Annotated in this window: 20 protein-coding genes; 11 read left to right on the plus strand and 9 right to left on the minus strand. The window is 28.9% G+C overall.

The window, feature by feature from the left end:
- Window positions 1-63 precede the first annotated feature (63 nt).
- Window positions 64-459, plus strand: coding sequence for a hypothetical protein (locus KO506_RS08415; protein WP_215994461.1), 396 nt, complete (start codon window positions 64-66; stop codon window positions 457-459).
- A 21-nt stretch (window positions 460-480) separates the two neighbouring features.
- Here KO506_RS08415 and KO506_RS08420 read toward each other — a convergent pair whose 3' ends face one another.
- Both KO506_RS08420 and KO506_RS08425 read right to left on the minus strand, forming a co-directional pair.
- A complete protein-coding gene (locus tag KO506_RS08420) occupies window positions 481-969 on the minus strand; it encodes a hypothetical protein (RefSeq protein WP_215994462.1) in 489 nt (162 codons plus the stop codon).
- Between the two features lie 44 nt (window positions 970-1,013).
- Window positions 1,014-2,489 (minus strand): Na+/H+ antiporter NhaC family protein, encoded by a 1,476-nt coding sequence (locus tag KO506_RS08425; RefSeq protein WP_215994463.1) that lies wholly within the window; start codon window positions 2,487-2,489, stop codon window positions 1,014-1,016.
- A gap of 79 nt (window positions 2,490-2,568) precedes the next feature.
- On the opposite strand from KO506_RS08425, the gene glpK reads away from it, so the two are divergent.
- The 4 genes from glpK (at window position 2,569) to KO506_RS08445 (ending at window position 6,742) form a co-directional block, all read left to right on the plus strand.
- The gene (gene glpK, locus KO506_RS08430; RefSeq protein WP_215994464.1) at window positions 2,569-4,053 is read left to right on the plus strand and encodes a glycerol kinase GlpK; all 1,485 of its coding nucleotides are present in this window, start codon (window positions 2,569-2,571) and stop codon (window positions 4,051-4,053) included.
- Window positions 4,054-4,067: 14 nt separating this feature from the next.
- On the plus strand, window positions 4,068-4,610 hold the full coding sequence (locus KO506_RS08435) for a pyridoxamine 5'-phosphate oxidase family protein (protein WP_215994465.1): 543 nt from the start codon (window positions 4,068-4,070) through the stop codon (window positions 4,608-4,610).
- A 4-nt stretch (window positions 4,611-4,614) separates the two neighbouring features.
- Window positions 4,615-6,261 (plus strand): glycerol-3-phosphate dehydrogenase/oxidase, encoded by a 1,647-nt coding sequence (locus tag KO506_RS08440; RefSeq protein WP_215994466.1) that lies wholly within the window; start codon window positions 4,615-4,617, stop codon window positions 6,259-6,261.
- A gap of 142 nt (window positions 6,262-6,403) precedes the next feature.
- On the plus strand, window positions 6,404-6,742 hold the full coding sequence (locus KO506_RS08445; RefSeq protein WP_215994467.1) for a hypothetical protein: 339 nt from the start codon (window positions 6,404-6,406) through the stop codon (window positions 6,740-6,742).
- A 46-nt stretch (window positions 6,743-6,788) separates the two neighbouring features.
- Here the strand turns inward: KO506_RS08445 and KO506_RS08450 are convergent, their stop codons facing one another.
- Window positions 6,789-7,436, minus strand: a complete 648-nt coding sequence (locus tag KO506_RS08450) for a CPBP family intramembrane glutamic endopeptidase (protein ID WP_215994468.1) — start codon at window positions 7,434-7,436, stop codon at window positions 6,789-6,791.
- Between the two features lie 9 nt (window positions 7,437-7,445).
- Window positions 7,446-8,150, minus strand: a complete 705-nt coding sequence (locus KO506_RS08455) for a TIGR04283 family arsenosugar biosynthesis glycosyltransferase (protein ID WP_215994469.1) — start codon at window positions 8,148-8,150, stop codon at window positions 7,446-7,448.
- Between the two features lie 22 nt (window positions 8,151-8,172).
- On the opposite strand from KO506_RS08455, the gene KO506_RS08460 reads away from it, so the two are divergent.
- Window positions 8,173-8,934, plus strand: coding sequence for a DUF547 domain-containing protein (locus tag KO506_RS08460; RefSeq protein ID WP_215994470.1), 762 nt, complete (start codon window positions 8,173-8,175; stop codon window positions 8,932-8,934).
- Between the two features lie 19 nt (window positions 8,935-8,953).
- On the opposite strand, the gene KO506_RS08465 is transcribed toward KO506_RS08460, so the two are convergent.
- The 3 genes from KO506_RS08465 to KO506_RS08475 form a co-directional block, all read right to left on the minus strand.
- Window positions 8,954-10,240 carry an MFS transporter gene (locus KO506_RS08465; protein WP_215994471.1) on the minus strand — a complete coding sequence of 429 codons (1,287 nt, stop codon included), beginning with the start codon at window positions 10,238-10,240 and terminating at the stop codon, window positions 8,954-8,956.
- A 2-nt stretch (window positions 10,241-10,242) separates the two neighbouring features.
- Window positions 10,243-10,902: a hypothetical protein gene (locus KO506_RS08470; RefSeq protein ID WP_215994472.1), complete on the minus strand. Its 660-nt coding sequence runs from the start codon at window positions 10,900-10,902 to the stop codon at window positions 10,243-10,245.
- A 148-nt stretch (window positions 10,903-11,050) separates the two neighbouring features.
- Complete coding sequence (locus KO506_RS08475; protein ID WP_215994473.1) at window positions 11,051-12,046, minus strand: NAD(P)H-dependent glycerol-3-phosphate dehydrogenase; 996 nt, start codon at window positions 12,044-12,046, stop codon at window positions 11,051-11,053.
- Window positions 12,047-12,144: 98 nt separating this feature from the next.
- On the opposite strand from KO506_RS08475, the gene KO506_RS08480 reads away from it, so the two are divergent.
- From KO506_RS08480 to KO506_RS08495, 4 genes are read left to right on the plus strand one after another with little or no spacing between them, the layout of a single operon-like run.
- Window positions 12,145-13,017 carry an alpha/beta hydrolase gene (locus KO506_RS08480; RefSeq protein WP_303436420.1) on the plus strand — a complete coding sequence of 291 codons (873 nt, stop codon included), beginning with the start codon at window positions 12,145-12,147 and terminating at the stop codon, window positions 13,015-13,017.
- A 2-nt stretch (window positions 13,018-13,019) separates the two neighbouring features.
- A complete protein-coding gene (gene dut / locus KO506_RS08485) occupies window positions 13,020-13,451 on the plus strand; it encodes a dUTP diphosphatase (RefSeq protein ID WP_215994474.1) in 432 nt (143 codons plus the stop codon).
- Between the two features lie 3 nt (window positions 13,452-13,454).
- Window positions 13,455-13,820 (plus strand): hypothetical protein, encoded by a 366-nt coding sequence (locus KO506_RS08490; protein WP_215994475.1) that lies wholly within the window; start codon window positions 13,455-13,457, stop codon window positions 13,818-13,820.
- Window positions 13,821-13,845: 25 nt separating this feature from the next.
- Window positions 13,846-13,998, plus strand: coding sequence for a PspC domain-containing protein (locus KO506_RS08495; protein ID WP_215994476.1), 153 nt, complete (start codon window positions 13,846-13,848; stop codon window positions 13,996-13,998).
- Window position 13,999: 1 nt separating this feature from the next.
- Here KO506_RS08495 and KO506_RS08500 read toward each other — a convergent pair whose 3' ends face one another.
- Together KO506_RS08500 and recA are read right to left on the minus strand one after the other, a co-directional pair.
- Complete coding sequence (locus KO506_RS08500) at window positions 14,000-14,539, minus strand: GNAT family N-acetyltransferase (RefSeq protein WP_215994477.1); 540 nt, start codon at window positions 14,537-14,539, stop codon at window positions 14,000-14,002.
- Window positions 14,540-14,613: 74 nt separating this feature from the next.
- Window positions 14,614-15,621 carry a recombinase RecA gene (recA, locus tag KO506_RS08505; protein ID WP_215994478.1) on the minus strand — a complete coding sequence of 336 codons (1,008 nt, stop codon included), beginning with the start codon at window positions 15,619-15,621 and terminating at the stop codon, window positions 14,614-14,616.
- A gap of 112 nt (window positions 15,622-15,733) precedes the next feature.
- On the opposite strand from recA, the gene KO506_RS08510 reads away from it, so the two are divergent.
- Complete coding sequence (locus tag KO506_RS08510; protein WP_215994479.1) at window positions 15,734-16,525, plus strand: aldose 1-epimerase; 792 nt, start codon at window positions 15,734-15,736, stop codon at window positions 16,523-16,525.
- The last annotated feature ends 14 nt before the right edge of the window (window positions 16,526-16,539 follow it).

The raw sequence follows: 16,539 nt of genomic DNA on the forward strand, positions 1-16,539 counted from the left end.
ATGGTGCTAAATTTTTAAAACTATAATTACCAAATAATTTCTCCCTTTTGGGGAAAGGGGGCTATGAAAAAAGACATAAAAATACCAGAAGTTACAGGTGTAGAAATGGCAGTTGTTTATGAATACAATGATATTTATAAAACTGATGATTGGAACGTGTATATCATCAACAACAAAAATGTTGATTTAGAAATGATGGTAATTGTTACACAAGGATTTTCTGACACCAAAATATCTTCTTTATTCCGTAAAAAGTTAGACAAACTACCAGCAAATTCTTTTGCTAAGATTGAGTTGATTCAGCCAGAATTATTCAAATTAAATAATCGTTTTCAAGTTACTTTTTTTGAGGGGAATACTTTGTATGAAAAAACATATATGTTTAAAGAAAACACGATTAAAGAAGGTTCTTTAAGAATGATTGATGAAATTAAAAAACGTGGGATTTTGGCAAGTTAAAATTTTATTGATTAACTATTTTTAATCAAAATCTGCTTCTATTTTATGAATATTAGCAACCTCTTTATTTAGATATTTAATACTCACTTTTGGCGGAATTGAAATTTCTATACAAGTTTCTGCAAAGACTAAACTTTCTGAAGATAATTTTGATTGAAATTCATTAGACATTAATAATGCTTTCAATATCATCTTAAACATTTTCTTGTCTTTATATTCCTCATATAAAAGATCAATTTCTTCTTTATCAACTTCTTTAAAACGACTAAAATGTATTTCTACAGAAGGTGGAATTGAAACACCAACAATTAATCTGTTGGTTCTAAAACCTGCTTTTTCTAAAAGTGGCAACACATTAAAAACATCTTTTACATAATCGATAAATTTGTTTTTAGTATTTGTTCCTAAATCACCTATTTTGGAAACTCCATTTTTAAATTGCTCAAAAATTTGATCTGCACTATCTGTAATAGATTTTGATGTTTTCTTTATAATATTAACCTTTTTCATTTTAAAAAAATATGCGATTATTAAACAAATTCAGAATCAATTTTCTACCCAAAAAACCCAATAACCAAATACAAAATCACTGTAATTACACCACCAAAAAAAGCATAAGGCAGTTGTGTTTTTACGTGATCTATATGATCACTAGCAGAAGCCATTGATGAAATTATTGAAGTATCTGAAATTGGCGAACAATGGTCTCCAAAAATTCCTCCTCCTAAAGTTGCAGCAACCACAATCGTTAAATCTGCACTATGCATATTAGCCATAGGTACAGAAATTGCCAACATAATCGCAAAAGTTCCCCAAGAAGTACCTGTAGAAAATGCAATAAAAGAACTCACAATAAAAACTACAGCAGGCAGCAATTCTGGAGATAACCAACTTTCTGTAATATTTGCTACGTAATTACCAGTATCTAAAACTTTACAAGCATCACCAATTGCAAAAGCCAATAACATTAATAAAGCCAAAGGCATTAATTCGCTAATTCCTTTTAAAGTTAGGTTTACAGCTTCTTTTGGTTTCATAATTCCTTGTATAAAATACATTATCATTGCTACTAAAATAGCTGTAATTACAGCATATAAAACAGATGATGAACCAGAACCTTCACCAATTGCTTGTGAAGCGTGATTTAAGAATGATGTTGCTTCTTTTACAGCATCCCAACCTGTATAAATTAAGTTAATAGGCATCATTAAAACCATCACCAAAAGTGGCACAATCATATTATATGCTTTAGCTTCTATACCTTCTTTTGGCGGAAAAGAAGTTACCTCATCAGAAACCATTGGTTTAGAACCTTCGTTCATTAACAAACCTGTTTCTTTGGTTCTTTTTTCGGCTTTTTTCATCAATCCAAAATCCTTTTTTGATAAGATGATAAAGAATAAAATTCCGATTGCTAAAAGTGGATAAAAATTATATTTAATAGAAGCTATCATTACAGAAAATGGTTTATCAATTCCCTGTGTTAACAACAAACCCATAATAAATGCACCCCAAGCATTAAAAGGAATTAATATTGATGAAGGCGCAGAACTTGAATCTGCTATGTATGCTAGTTTTTCTCTTGGAATTCCTAATTTATCAAAAATTGGTCTGTATAAAGTACCTACAGTTAAAGAACTAATACTAGTTTCTACAAATAATAACAACCCAGTAAAAGTTGCCAAAATTTGAACCATTACTCTACTATAACCAGATTTCTTGTTTTCTAATTTTACTAGTTTTTTATTAATAATATTAATAAAACCTTCTACACCTCTAGAATATTGAATAAATATCAACAAAGAACCAACCAAAGCACTAAATATAATAGTTCTTGTATTTCCTTTCGATTGAAAAACGTTTACCATTCCTTCAATCATTGCCAAAGTTCCTTCTAAAGGATTCCAGCCTTTAATTATCAACCAAGAAAACCAAATTCCAAATAACAAGGCAATATAAACTTGCTTGGTTCTTAGTGCTAAAATGATTGCAATAATTGGTGGTATTACTGATAAAAATCCATATTCCATAAAAAGAGTTTTTATTTTGCTAAAGGTAATAATTTATATACTTGTTATTTTGTAAATTGTGAATCCGATTTTACCAAAAATGTCAAAAAAATATATTTTAGCTTTAGATCAAGGAACTACAAGTTCACGCTCTGTTATTGTTGATGAAAAAGGTGAGATTATTGCTATTGAACAACAAGAATTTAAACAAATATTTCCAGAATCAAGTTGGGTAGAACATGATGCTTCAGAAATCTTAGAAACACAATTATCAACCTTAAAAAAGGCGATACAAAAAGCCGATATTCAACCTAAAGATATTGTAGGTTTAGGCATTACAAATCAAAGAGAAACTACCGTAATTTGGAATAAAAACACAGGAAAACCAATTTATAATGCTATTGTTTGGCAAGATAAAAGAACCGCAAATATTTGTGAGAATTTAAAGAAAAAAGGATTAGAAAATCACATTAAAAAAACAACAGGTTTAGTGGTTGATGCTTATTTTTCTGGCACAAAAATTCATTGGATTTTAGAAAACGTAAAAGGCGCAAAAGAAGAAGCTAAAAAAGGAAATCTACTTTTTGGTACTATAGATTCTTGGCTTTTATGGAATTTATCTGATAAAAAAATACACGCTACAGATTATAGCAATGCATCTAGAACTATGCTTTTTGATATTAACAATTTGTGTTGGGATGCAACAATTTTATCAGCATTAAAAATTCCGAAAGAAATGTTGCCAGAAGTAAAACCTTCATCATTTCATTTTGGCGATTTTATCTTTGATGGATGTAAAATTCCGATTGCAGGTATTGCTGGCGATCAACAAGCAGCGCTTTTTGGACAAACTTGCTTTAAAAAAGGCGAAGCCAAAAACACTTATGGTACAGGTTGTTTTTTATTGATGAATACAGGCACACAACCTCAATATTCTAAAAACGGTTTACTAACCACAATTGCTTGGGGAATTAACAACAAAGTCTATTATGCTTTAGAAGGCAGTGTTTTTGTTGCTGGTGCTGCAATTCAATGGTTAAGAGATGGATTACAAATTATAGAATCTGCTGAAGAAAGTGAGTTTTTTTCAGAAAAAGTAGCTGAAGAAAACCCTGTAATTGTAGTGCCTGCATTTGCTGGTTTAGGTGCTCCTTATTGGGATATGTATGCAAGAGGTGCAATCTTTGGTTTAACTAGAGATACAGGTAAAAATCATTTAATAAAAGCCACTTTACAATCTTTAGCTTACCAAACCAAAGACTTGTTAATTGCCATGCAAAATGATGCAGAAATTCCTTTAAAAGCTTTAAAAGTTGATGGTGGTGCAAGTGCAAATAATTTGCTAATGCAGTTTCAGGCAGATATTTTAAACACAGCTGTAGACAGACCAAAAAATACAGAAACTACTGTTATGGGTGCTGCATATTTAGCAGGAATTTGTGTAGGTTTATGGCAGTTAGAAGATATTGAAACCGATAAAAAAATAGACCAAGAATTTCTACCAAAAATATCAGAAGAAAAAAGAGAACGTCTTTATAAAAAATGGCTAAAAGCTGTTGAGCGTTCTAAAAATTGGATCGATTAAAAATCTAAAAAAATATGTCAAAATTTTATACTAAAATTACCTCAAGACTTCAAAAATTTATCGAAGCTCAAAAAATATTCTTTGTGGCAACTGCTCCTAATTCTGGTAGAATAAACTTATCACCAAAAGGCATGGATTCTTTTAGAGTGATAAATGAAAACCGAGTTTTATGGCTCAATGTTACAGGAAGTGGCAATGAAACTGCAGCTCATTTACTAGAAAATGAACGCATAACAATTATGTTTTGTGCTTTTGAAGGTGCTCCTAATATTTTGCGTTTGTACGGAAAAGGCAAAGAAATTAAAGAAGGAGATACTTCTTGGGATGAATTAATTCAATTGTTTCCAGAAACTCCAGGAACACGTCAAATTTTTGATATTACTGTAGATTCTGCACAAACTTCTTGTGGAATGTCTATTCCTTTTTTTGATTACAAAGGCGAAAGAAATGAATTGAATGACTGGGCTACAGAACAAGGCAAAGAAGGCATTGCAAACTATTGGAAAGATAAAAATCAAACTAGTATTGATGGTTTACCAACAAACATTTTAGACTAAAATTATGAGCAGTTTTTCTTACTTTAAAAGAGCAGAAATTACATCAAACTTAAAAGAAACAGAGTTTGATATTTTAATTATTGGCGGTGGAATTACAGGTGCAGGAATCGCTTTAGATGCAGCTTCTAGAGGTATGAAAGTTGCCTTAATAGAAAAAGGTGATTTTGCTTCAGGAACTTCGAGCAAATCAACAAAATTAATTCACGGTGGTTTACGTTATTTAAAACAATTCGATTTTTGGTTGGTTAAAGAAGTAGGTACAGAAAGAGCAATTGTGCACAAATTAGCACCTCATTTAGTAGTGCCAGAAAAAATGATTTTACCTTTAATAGAGGGTGGAACTTATGGTTCTTGGCTAACTTCTGTAGGCCTAAAAGTTTATGATATTTTAGCTTCTGTAGAAGGTGAAGATAAAAGACAAATGCTTTCTAAAAAAGATGCTTTAAAGAAAGAACCTTTACTACCTAAAAAGATTTTAAATGGTGCTGGTTTTTATGCAGAATATAGAACAGATGATGCTCGTTTAACAATAGAGGTTTTAAAAACAGCTTTAAATTACGATGCAAAAATCATTAATTATACAGAAGCTACCGATTTTATTTATGAAGATAAAAGAGTTGTTGGTGCTAATGTAAAAGATGTTTTAACTGATGAAAACTACGCTATAAAGGCAAAATATGTAGTAAATGCTTGTGGACCTTGGGTAGATGAATTAAGACAAATTAATCACTCAAAAACAGGCAAACGTTTACACTTAACCAAAGGTGTTCATTTGGTTGTTGCTCACGAAAAGTTACCTGTAAAGCAATCTGTTTATTTCGATATTCCTGATGGTAGAATGATGTTTGCAATTCCTCGTGGAAAAGTAACTTATTTTGGCACTACAGACACCAATTATCAACTAGATAAAGAAAACGTAAACACCAATTTAGTAGATGCAACGTATTTAATTTCTGCTGTAAATAATATGTTTCCAGACATCAATTTAACTTTAGATGATGTTCAATCTTCTTGGGCTGGTTTAAGACCTTTAATTCACGAAGAAGGAAAATCGGCTTCTGAATTGTCTAGAAAAGATGAAATTTTTGTGTCTGACACTGAACTAATTTCTATTGCTGGTGGTAAATTAACTGGCTACAGAAAAATGGCAGAACGTATTGTAGGTTTAGTTGATAAAAAATACAAACGCAGATTTAACAAAGAATTCGAAGAGATTAAAACCAAAGACATTGTGCTTTCTGGTGGTACTTTTAAAAATTACGATGAAGTTAAAAGTTATACTGATGCTATACAGAATAGAATTGCAGAAGTAGATTTTAACAGAAAAGATGCTGAATATTTAGTACATAATTATGGAAAACAGACAGATATTATCCTTCAAAAATTTGATGATTTAATGCATGATAATATGCAAGAAAAAATGATAAATGCAGAAGTTTGGTTTGCTATAAATTATGAAATGGCTTGCAGTCCAACCGATTTTTTTATGCGTAGAACTGGTCGTTTATTTTTTGACACAAAAAGTGTAGATTTTCATAAAGATTATGTAGTACAACTATTTAAAAATCAGTTTCATTGGGATGATAATACCACTGAAAAAAAATTACAAGAATTAGATAAAAATTTAACATTAGCTTGTACATTCAATTAAAAAATAGATTACATTTACTATAGTTATTTTATAATTTTTAGGCCTATGAAAATATAGTTCAATTTACTCCGAAAAAAAGCATGTTCTTTTAAGAAAAAGAATGGCTACTATATTTTAAAAACAACTTAAAAATTATAAATAAATGAAAAAATTATATGTGGTAGCATTCGTGCTACTTATTACTGCGTCTTTCTCTTTTACTACTAACGTTCAAGAAAAATCGAATAAATTAACAGCTACATTTTTAGGCTTAACAGAAGATCAATATTATAAATTTGTTGATGCTGATAAAAATGAATATTTATTTTACGATTACAATGATGATATTGATATCAGTTTAGAAGATGATGAAAACCGAAACAAAAAATTTGCCATAATTTGGGTAGAAAAAGAAATCAATGAAACAGATGATGATGAAGAGGAAATATCTGAAAATGTTATTAAAATTAAGTCGATAATAGCTCTTAAGTTATTAAAATAAGCATTTACTAACCGTTTTTTGAAAAAATCAAAAAGCGGTTTTTTATTTATACAGGAAACATAAATAATTCTCCATAACCCACTGTATACAAACAAACTCCATAAATAGAATGCTCTAAAATAATTAACCAATTAGATTTAGTTTTTAGATAAGTATGTGCAAAAAGTAAACTACCTACAAAAGAAAACGCTAATACTGTAAAGCTCTGAAACCAAATGTGTGCAAAAGAAAATAGTACAGAATTTATAAAAATAAACAACCATTTATTTTTAATTAAGTTTTGATATCGTTTTACAAAGAAAGTTCTGTAAATTAATTCTTGAGGTATCACAGAAAATAAGATATAAACTCCACTAAACTTTAACCATAAATCTGGTTTGTTAAGTATAACATTAAACAATTGTTCTTTATTCTGATAATATAAAACCAACGTTGTTAAAAGAGCAATAATTAAAAATCGAATTCCTATTTCTAAAACAACTTTTTTATTTGATTTTTTATCTGTTTTAATTTTAGAAAATTTTTCTTTAAATATGGAAATTAAAGTAATGTAAACCACACCCAAACCAACATAAATTACTTTAATAATAATAGAAATTGGCAATAAAAGTACTACAGGCGCAACAATAAATAGAAAAAAGATTTCTATAAATTTACACTTCTTTTGCTTTAGTATTTCTAAAAAAGAACTCATTTTAATAATTTAAACAGACTCCCTTAATAAGCTTTTATATGTTTTTCTCAACTTTGTTGGATGTACTCCTAACCTATACTTTAAAAAAACATAACCATTTATTAAATTTACTTTTAACCAAGAGTTATTATTGTATTTTCTTGCACTAACTGTTGCTTTAGATTGAATAATTTTAAACGGAATTTTATGTTTTCGAATTCTGTCCATCATTTCAAAATCTTCCATAATACAAAAGTTTTCATTGTAACCTTTTAAAGCTTTAAATGTTTCTTTTGTAAAAAATTGGCATTGATCTCCACCACCTGCAAACAAACCATCTTTCTTGGTAAACTTACTATTTAAATTTAAAAGAGTAGTACTAACATCAAACTTATAAGCAAAAAACCCGAATTTATTGCCTTTATTAACAGCCGTTTTAACTTGTAAATAAAAATCTTCTGGTAAAACTACATCAGCATGTAAAAACATTAAAACATCACCTTTTGCTAATTTAGCACCAGCATTCATTTGGGCAGCTCTACCTTTTATTTTACAATCTAAATGAATAACTTTAGCATATTTATTGCAAACTAATTGACTTTCATCAATAGATTCAGGAGAATTTGCAATAATAATTTCTATATTGTTTTTGTTAGCTTTTTCACATAAAAACGACAACCTCTTTATAAGGTTTTCTTGTTCATTATAAACAGGAATAATAATACTTAACATCATACTTAAACATACGTATTTTTCTATGAAACAGTTTTTTATAATTACATTTTTTTTATCATCTTTATTTTTAAACGCTCAAAATACTACAAGTTATATTGATGTTTCTCAAACATTATTACAAAATATAATTGATAAAAAACCTTATGATAAAGAAGTAGCTATTTTATCTGAAAGCACACTAAATGAATTAGTTACAGAACTAAAAACAGACAAACATAAACTTGCTTTTTGGATTAATATTTACAATGCTTTTATTCAAATATCTTTAACAGAAAACCCAGCAGAATATGAAAATAGAGGTGCTTTTTTTAAAAAACCTAGAGTAAAAATTGCTGGTGAACTTTTATCTTTTGATGATATTGAGCATGATATTATGAGAAAATCTAGAGTAAAATGGAGTTTAGGTTATTTAAGAAAATGGTTTAGACCAAAATGGGAACGTAAATTACGTGTAGATAATATAGATTGGAGAATACATTTTGCCTTAAACTGTGGCGCAAAAAGTTGTCCTCCTGTTGCTTTGTATACTTATAATAATCTATACAAAGAGCTCGATTTTATGGCCACTGAATATTTAAAAGAACAAACAACTTATAAACCAGTTGAAAAAGAAGCAACTTCTGTAGCTTTAATGTCTTGGTTTCGTGGAGATTTTGGTGGTAAATGCGGTGCTAAAGAAATTCTATTAGAATATGGTATTACACCAGAAAAACCAAAAGACTTAAATTTTAAAGGTTATGACTGGACAATAAGTTTAGGTAATTTTAGAACAATTCCTAAATAATTATTTTATAAATAAAGTATTATTCAGTACTTACTTTTTCTGATTCATTTTCATTTTCTTCAATATCTTCTGTTAAATCTAAGTTTCTTATTGTGGGGCTTACAATTCCTGTGGTAACAGCTGTAATTAAAGTCATTGTACCACCAAAAACAACAGCAGTAACTGGTCCTAATAATTTAGCAGCCAAACCACTTTCAAAAGCACCTAATTCGTTAGAAGAACCTACAAACATAGAATTTACTGAAGATACTCTACCACGCATTTCATCTGGAGTTTTTAATTGTAAAATAGTTTGTCTTATTACCATAGATATTCCGTCTGCAGCACCACTTATAAATAATGCTAAGAGACTTACCCAGAATATAGATGATAATCCAAAAGCGATAATACTAAGTCCAAAAATAAAGACAGAAATCAACATTTTTTTACCTGTGTTTCTGTGAATGGGAATGTAAGTTGTAATAAACATAGTTAAAATACTACCCATAGAAATAGACGCATTTAAAAGACCAAAACCTTCTGGCCCAACCTTTAAAATATCTTGAGCAAATACTGATAAAATAGCTACAGTACCACCAAATAAAACAGCAATCATATCTAAACTTAAAGCTCCTAAAACTGCCTTGTTTTGAAACACAAACTTTACACCTACTTTTAAACTTTGCATCATTGGCTCACCAATTTTAGTATTTAAAATTGGTTTCTTTTTTATTTGAAAAAGGATTATTAAAGATAAAATTACAAGTATAAAGACTAAACAAAGTGTTTTATCAACACCAATCCAACTGATAAAAAAACCTCCAAAAAGAGCTCCAGAAACAGAAGCTGTTTTCCAGGTACTTGTGCTCCAAGTTGCAGCATTATGATATATTTTTTTAGGAACTAAAAGTGCAACTAAAGAAAAAATTGTTGGTCCGAAAAAAGATCTTAGAAATCCACCAAAAAACACCAAACCATATATTGAGTATAAAATTGAATTTGTAGACCAATTGTTAACAAAACTATCAGAAGTTAATAAAAACAAGCCCAAACTTATTAACGAAAAAGCTGCTGTACAAATGGCTAACAAGTTTCTTTTTTCGTTTTGATCTACAATATGACCCGCAAATAATGCCATAGAAAAAGCGGGTATAATTTCCATTAAACCAATTATACCTAAAGAAAGCGGATCTTTAGTAATGGAATATACTTGCCATTCAATAACAATAAATTGCATAGACCACCCAAAAACTAATAGAAATCTTACCAATAAAAAAATATTAAATTCTCTTATTCTTAGTGCTGCATAAGGGTCTTGTTTAGCCATAGTTAGCTTAATTTCATATCCATTAAAATGGCAAAAGTTTGGTTAATATCTTCTTCTTTTACAACAATAGTCATTTCATTTGTTGTAGAAATAATTTCTTGTAAAGGAATGTCTGCCCAAGCCAATTGCTTTAAAATAAAGTAATAAATACCAGATTGTTCTAAGTTTTCTTTTGGCAACTTTATTGTAATAGATGCCAACTCTAACATACTATGTGTTAGTGTTTCATCTTCGAAAATTTCTTCTACGTAAGGTCTTAAGTTTTTACTTGTAACGATATTTGTTTCGAAAATACCTTGAGAAACTGTTAAAAAGTAATCAGAATTCTCTGCAGATTTGGTTAAAATTTTTGCGATCTCTTTGAGTAAAGAAGGTGTATTTTTAAAAGTAAAATCGCATAAATCAGAACGTACAATTACATCACCTAAATCTAAAGCTAAACGTTTTATATTTTTTCTGATACGTAACTCACTTGCAGGTGAAAGTCTATTAATAGCCATCATTACTGCACCAACTTTTACATCCTTTTTTAAAATTTCGGAAACTTCTGGTAAAATAATTCTTGCTAAAGAAGAAACATTTATCAACTTTTCATTTAAAGCTTCCTCTATAAATGGTGTTTTTCTAATTGTACTTTCAACAACTTCTTGTATTGTTTTCATAGTAAAAGTTTAAAATTATAAATAATTGTTCAAAAATAAACAATTTTTATATATTAGAACGATTAGATGAAAATATACACCTTAAATATTCAAATTGTTTAATTTTAAACATCACGTTTAAAACTCTTTTTAAAAACTAGAAACTGTATTAATCTAATTTATTGGTTAACTTATTAAATTCCTTTTTAGGATTTTTATTGCTATATAAAATTTTATAAACTGTATCTATAATTGGTGTATTTGCCTTATTCTCTTCTTTAATTTTATAAGCACTGTTGGTTGCATAGTAACCTTCTGCAATCATACTCATTTCATGTTGCGCAGATCTTACAGTATATCCTTTACCAATCATATTACCAAACATTCTATTTCTACTAAATGTAGAATAGCCTGTTACTAACAAATCGCCTAAATACGCAGAGTTGTTAATGTTACGTTTCATTTTATGTACTTTTTTTATAAAACGTTTCATTTCTCTAATTGCATTACTCATTAATACAGACTGAAAATTATCTCCATAACCCAAGCCATGAGCAATACCAGCTGCAATTGCGTAAATATTTTTTAGCATAGCTGCATATTCTGTACCAATAATATCATCAGAAATTGTAGCTTTTATATACCAACTTTGTATGGCTTTTGCCATTTTTTCGGCTTTATTTTCGTCAATACATGCAATTGTTAGGTATGATAAACGCTCCATTGCTACTTCTTCTGCATGACAAGGCCCTGTAATTACACCAATATTCTCTAGTGGAATATTAAAATGTTGATTAAAGTGCTCGCCAACAATTAAACCTGTTTCTGGCACAATACCTTTTATTGCAGAAAAGATTGTTTTATTATCTAAAGAAGCATTTACTTTATTGAGTTCTATGGTTAAAAAAGCAGACGGAATTGCAAAAATTAAAATATCATAATTAGCAATTGTATAATTAATATCGCTAGATAAATCTAGTTTTTCTACTTGTAATTCAGCAGAACTTAAATATTTAGGATTGTGTTCATTTTCTTTGATATGTTTAATGGTTTGCTCATTACGCATATACCATCCTATACTATCTAAATTTTCCATCAACATTTTAATAATGGCTGTTGCCCAACTTCCACCTCCTAAAACCGCTATTTTTTGATGTTCATCCATTAGTGTTTCATTTTAAAATCAAAAGTAATAAAAGTATTATCTATAGATGAATGCATTTGCGAATTATTATATTTGTGTAACGCTAATTTTTGTTTAAAGTGAAAACAATAGTTTCTTTTTTATTCAGTTTTTTACTTTTAATGATTGCTTGTAAAGGGCAATCTATAAAAAAACCAAAAACTAAACCCAAAATAGTAAATAGTAAATCTACAAGAGCAGAAAACGCATCAATTTTAGATAAAGAATTTGTTATTAATGGTTTAAATGATAAATCTCATAAGGTTTGGGTTTATTTACCTCCTAACTACGATGCTACTTCTAAAAAATTCCCAGTAATTTATATGCACGATGCTCAGAATTTATTTGATATAGAAACTGCTGCTTATGGTAAAGAATGGAGTGTAGATGAAACTCTAAACGAACTTTATAAAAATACTGGAAAAGGTTTTATAGTAGTTGGTATAGAAAATGGTGGTGATAAAAGAATTGAAGAATACACACCTTGGACTCACCCAAAATATGGAGGAGGAAAAGGTGCAATTTATGTAGATTTTTTAGTAAATGAGTTAAAACCTTTTATTGATAAAAATTACAGAACAAAGCCAAAAGCCAAACACACTGCTATAATTGGTAGCTCTTTAGGTGGATTAATTTCTTTTTACGGAGGTTTAAAATATCCTGATGTTTTTGGTAAAATTGGCGCACTTTCTACATCATTTTGGTTTTCTAATAATGTGTATGCTTTTGCAAAACAAAATGGAAATCAGAAAAATACAAAACTCTATCTTTTAATTGGTGGTGATGAAGGCAATACTATGTTACCAGACACCAAAAAAATGGAAAAACTTTTACTAAATACAGGTTTTCCTAGAGAAAATATAAAAACTAAAATTGTTTCTAAAGGACAACATAATGAAACCTTTTGGAGTGCAGAATTTTTAGATACGATTACTTACTTATACAAATTATAACAATGAACGTACAAATTATAAATAAATCAAAACACGCAACACCAAATTACGAAACAGAAGGTGCTGCAGGAATGGATTTAAGAGCAAACATCGATGATTCTATAACTTTAAAACCTTTAGAACGAGCAATTGTAAAAACAGGTTTATTTATTGCTTTACCTGTTGGTTTTGAAGCACAAGTAAGACCAAGAAGTGGTTTGGCTGCAAAAAAAGGAATTACTGTTTTAAATTCTCCTGGTACTGTAGATGCTGATTATCGTGGAGAAATTGGAGTAATATTAGTTAATTTATCAAACGATGATTTTGTGATTAATGATGGCGAAAGAATTGCACAATTAATCATTGCAAAACACGAAAGAGCAATTTGGCAAGAAGTAGAAATACTTAGTGAAACTAAACGTGGTTCTGGAGGTTTTGGTAGTACTGGTGTTTAAAAAATGGATGAAATTGAATTACAACCTTTAAGAATTACTGGTAGTTGGAATGTAGAATGGAATTTATTCTACGAAGTTGATCCTTCTAAAGAAACTATGCATTATTTAGATTCTAGCTCTCTTTTACACCTAAATAATTATAGTTTAATGCGTGCTATAAATTTAGATTTTAGGCCAGAAAATGATATAAATGGTTACTTTTATTTACGTGTAATTAATTTAACTAAAAATGTAAATTCTAGAACTCATAAAATTTCTTTTGATGCAGATTGGGACAATTTATACTTCGAATTAAAATCTAAAAGTAGAATTAAAATTGTAAAAGAAATAGAAAGATTAGTTAGAGAAATTCCTCCTTTTAAAGGATAAAATATAAACAAAATAAATTTAAATTATGATTTTAGGTGTATGTGAATGGCTGAGTACAAAAACACAATTTTCAGCAAAAAATATTAGAATATTATTTGTGTTAACAGTTTTATTGGCTGGTTTTGGTATTGGTGCGTATTTAATTCTTTGGTTGGTAAAAATATTTTCTAAAGAATAATTTAATCTAAATTTTTATAAACTTGACTTATTTTTCTCATTTCTTTAAACATTAAATCAAAAGGTAAAAAGTTGTGAGAATGGTATTTAAAACCTAGCTTTTTATAAAACTCAAAGGCTTGTGGCTGTGCATTCATAGCTTCAAGCCATATTATTTTATAGCCTCTTTTTATTAAATCTTCTTCTAACCAATTAAGTATTTTTTTGCCTAACCCTTTTCCTTGTGTTTTTTGATGCAAGTAAATTCGATGTAATTTAACCTGTTTATCTTCCTCTAAACCTGCTAACTTTTCATTCCAAATAATTCTTAAATTACCAATAATTTCATCATCAAAAATAATAAAATAATAGTCTGAATTTGGCTGAGCTAGCTCTTTTAAAACATTTTCCTTGTTGTATTGAGATTTAACATACCAATCTCCAGAATCTTCCCAAAAATGATGATAAGCAGCAGGATATACTTCTTTCATCAACTTAAAAAGAGTTACTGTATCATTACTAGTAATTGTTCTTAAAAATAAATTTTCTGATATTTTAATCATTTCATAAAAAATAAAAAACTGCTACTGGTTGATTACTCCAATAGCAGTTTAATAATAGTTAGAACTTTTAATACTTAATCTTGATTTTCAATAGCTTCTTTTATTTTCTTTTCTAACTCCTCCATTAAATCTGGATTATCTTTTATTAAGCCTTTTACAGAATCTCTTCCTTGTCCTAATTTAGTTTCTCCATAACTAAACCAAGAACCGCTTTTCTTTACAATACCTAATTCTACACCAATATCTAAAATTTCACCAACTTTAGATATTCCTTGACCATACATAATATCAAATTCTGCAATCTGAAAAGGTGGTGCTACTTTATTTTTAACAACTTTAACTTTGGTGCTGTTACCAATAACTCTATCTCCATCTTTAATTTGCGTTCTTCTTCTAATATCTAAACGTACAGAAGCATAGAATTTTAATGCATTACCACCAGTTGTTGTTTCTGGATTACCAAACATTACTCCAATTTTTTCTCTTAATTGGTTAATAAAGATAACTGTACAATTAGTTTTAGAAATTGTACCTGTTAATTTACGTAATGCCTGACTCATTAAACGTGCATGTAAACCCATTTTAGAGTCACCCATTTCACCTTCAATTTCAGATTTTGGTGTTAACGCTGCAACAGAATCAATTACAACAATATCTATTGCACCAGATCTTATTAAATTGTCTGCTATTTCTAAAGCTTGCTCACCATGATCTGGCTGAGAGATAATTAAATTATCGATATCTACACCTAAATTTTCTGCATAAAACTTATCGAAAGCGTGTTCTGCATCTATAAATGCTGCAATACCACCTGCTTTTTGTGCTTCTGCAATTGCGTGTATAGTTAAAGTTGTTTTACCAGAAGATTCTGGACCATAAATTTCAATAACTCTACCTCTTGGATAACCACCAACTCCTAAAGCTAAATCTAACCCTAAAGAACCAGATGAAATAGCATCTACATCTTCTGTTACTACATCTCCTAATTTCATTACAGAACCTTTACCATACGTTTTATCTAGCTTATCTAGAGTAAGTTGTAGGGCTTTTAGTTTTGCTGCCTTTTCTTTATCTGCTGCCATAAATTATGCTTAATTTTTAAATTTTTCAGTTGCACAAGTTACAAAAAACAACTTCTACTTTCCTAATAAATTTTTGGCTATTTTGTAGTATTTTTACACAAAAAGTAAAAGTATGGATTCTATTGTTTTTTTAAATGATTTAAACAGTTCTGTTAGCATAGAAAAAGGAGAATTAATTAGTTATCAAAAAGATAATCAAGAATATATTCATCAAAAAGGAAATAAAGGTTGGCGAAAATCTGACGATGAAATGTTTCCTGTAATTGGGCCAACTGCTAAAAATAATTTTAGAGTTCACACCAAAAATGGTGATGCTATTCAAGATCAGCATGGTTTGTTAAGAGAAATGGATTATGAATTAATTTCTGCTGATAAAACAAGTGCAAATTTTATCAAAAAATATAAAAAAGATACTGAAATCAAGAACAGTAAGTTTCCTGAAAAATCTACGGAAGAATTTTTAAAATGGCCTTTCAATTTTACTTTCGAAAAGAATTTTAAATTAGAAAACGACGTTTTAACTATCGATTTTATCATTACTTCTGATGAAAATATGCCTTTTATGTTGGGTTATCATCCTGCTTTTTTATTATCAGACACTGGTACTGAAACTTTAGAAACTGGTGATGAAAAAATAACTTTAGCAGATATTTACAAAGCAGGTTCTAATGCATTTCCTGTTTTAGGTACAGATAAAATAATTCTAAAAAATACTATTAAAAACGATGTAGAAATTACAACTGATGGTTTTAACAATTTTATGCTTTGGACCGAAGTTGATAACATGCTTTGTATTGAGCCAATAACTCAATATACTTCTTACACAGATCAGAAATTTTCGGAAGAAAATATGACTTTATCTAAAGGTAAAAATAACTTTTCAGTAACAATAAAGGTTTTATAAATTATCACCTTTGA

The sequence above is a fragment of the Polaribacter vadi genome (genome assembly GCF_018861005.1).
GTDB classification, from domain to species: domain Bacteria; phylum Bacteroidota; class Bacteroidia; order Flavobacteriales; family Flavobacteriaceae; genus Polaribacter; species Polaribacter vadi_A.

Coding starts and splice junctions, on each gene's coding strand:
- KO506_RS08415 (WP_215994461.1), top strand. CDS start 64: ATGAAAAAAGACATAAAAATACCAGAAGTTACAGGTGTAGAAATGGCA.
- KO506_RS08420 (WP_215994462.1), bottom strand. CDS start 969: ATGAAAAAGGTTAATATTATAAAGAAAACATCAAAATCTATTACAGAT.
- KO506_RS08425 (WP_215994463.1), bottom strand. CDS start 2,489: ATGGAATATGGATTTTTATCAGTAATACCACCAATTATTGCAATCATT.
- glpK (WP_215994464.1), top strand. CDS start 2,569: ATGTCAAAAAAATATATTTTAGCTTTAGATCAAGGAACTACAAGTTCA.
- KO506_RS08435 (WP_215994465.1), top strand. CDS start 4,068: ATGTCAAAATTTTATACTAAAATTACCTCAAGACTTCAAAAATTTATC.
- KO506_RS08440 (WP_215994466.1), top strand. CDS start 4,615: ATGAGCAGTTTTTCTTACTTTAAAAGAGCAGAAATTACATCAAACTTA.
- KO506_RS08445 (WP_215994467.1), top strand. CDS start 6,404: ATGAAAAAATTATATGTGGTAGCATTCGTGCTACTTATTACTGCGTCT.
- KO506_RS08450 (WP_215994468.1), bottom strand. CDS start 7,436: ATGAGTTCTTTTTTAGAAATACTAAAGCAAAAGAAGTGTAAATTTATA.
- KO506_RS08455 (WP_215994469.1), bottom strand. CDS start 8,150: ATGATGTTAAGTATTATTATTCCTGTTTATAATGAACAAGAAAACCTT.
- KO506_RS08460 (WP_215994470.1), top strand. CDS start 8,173: ATGAAACAGTTTTTTATAATTACATTTTTTTTATCATCTTTATTTTTA.
- KO506_RS08465 (WP_215994471.1), bottom strand. CDS start 10,240: ATGGCTAAACAAGACCCTTATGCAGCACTAAGAATAAGAGAATTTAAT.
- KO506_RS08470 (WP_215994472.1), bottom strand. CDS start 10,902: ATGAAAACAATACAAGAAGTTGTTGAAAGTACAATTAGAAAAACACCA.
- KO506_RS08475 (WP_215994473.1), bottom strand. CDS start 12,046: ATGGATGAACATCAAAAAATAGCGGTTTTAGGAGGTGGAAGTTGGGCA.
- dut (WP_215994474.1), top strand. CDS start 13,020: ATGAACGTACAAATTATAAATAAATCAAAACACGCAACACCAAATTAC.
- KO506_RS08490 (WP_215994475.1), top strand. CDS start 13,455: ATGGATGAAATTGAATTACAACCTTTAAGAATTACTGGTAGTTGGAAT.
- KO506_RS08495 (WP_215994476.1), top strand. CDS start 13,846: ATGATTTTAGGTGTATGTGAATGGCTGAGTACAAAAACACAATTTTCA.
- KO506_RS08500 (WP_215994477.1), bottom strand. CDS start 14,539: ATGATTAAAATATCAGAAAATTTATTTTTAAGAACAATTACTAGTAAT.
- recA (WP_215994478.1), bottom strand. CDS start 15,621: ATGGCAGCAGATAAAGAAAAGGCAGCAAAACTAAAAGCCCTACAACTT.
- KO506_RS08510 (WP_215994479.1), top strand. CDS start 15,734: ATGGATTCTATTGTTTTTTTAAATGATTTAAACAGTTCTGTTAGCATA.